The sequence below is a fragment of the Planctopirus hydrillae genome (assembly GCF_001707835.1).
Lineage (GTDB): Bacteria > Planctomycetota > Planctomycetia > Planctomycetales > Planctomycetaceae > Planctopirus > Planctopirus hydrillae.
In genome coordinates this window covers 1-368 of sequence record NZ_LYDR01000052.1, presented here as the reverse complement: position 1 = coordinate 368, position 368 = coordinate 1, and the positions used below count along the sequence as shown (strand labels likewise).

Sequence of the window (368 nt, the reverse complement as noted above, 5' to 3'; positions counted from 1 at the left end):
TACGTGAAAGAAACTTCCACCGAATTCCATGGCCTGCTGAGGCAGTGGAGCAAGCGACCCTTCCGCGGTGAAGTTGTCAATCGCGAACATGGTCACATCCCTGTTACCTTGCCGAATCTTAGACGCCATGTAAGCAGAAGATGCTCCCAGCCATGATCCAATCTCCACGAACACAGCACCATCTGGCGCCTCGCTAAGAACCAGGTCATAGACGTCTTCAAATGAAAAATGATTCGGGATGTCTTTGTAGGTAAACATAAGGCTTCTCAACAGTAGAAGCCTTATAGCATCTCAAAGAACGCGAAGTCAAAAACTATTTCTCTATTGATCTGCACTACCATCTACGTGAATCAACGAGTTGGTTACGG

Annotated in this window: 1 protein-coding gene; it reads right to left on the bottom strand. The window is 47.0% G+C overall.

Going from position 1 to position 368, the window contains the following annotated elements; all coding sequences use genetic code 11:
• A partial coding sequence (locus A6X21_RS06905; protein WP_165603704.1) for a class I SAM-dependent methyltransferase occupies positions 1-258 on the bottom strand: 258 nt, incomplete at its 3' end.
• Positions 259-368 lie beyond the last annotated feature (110 nt).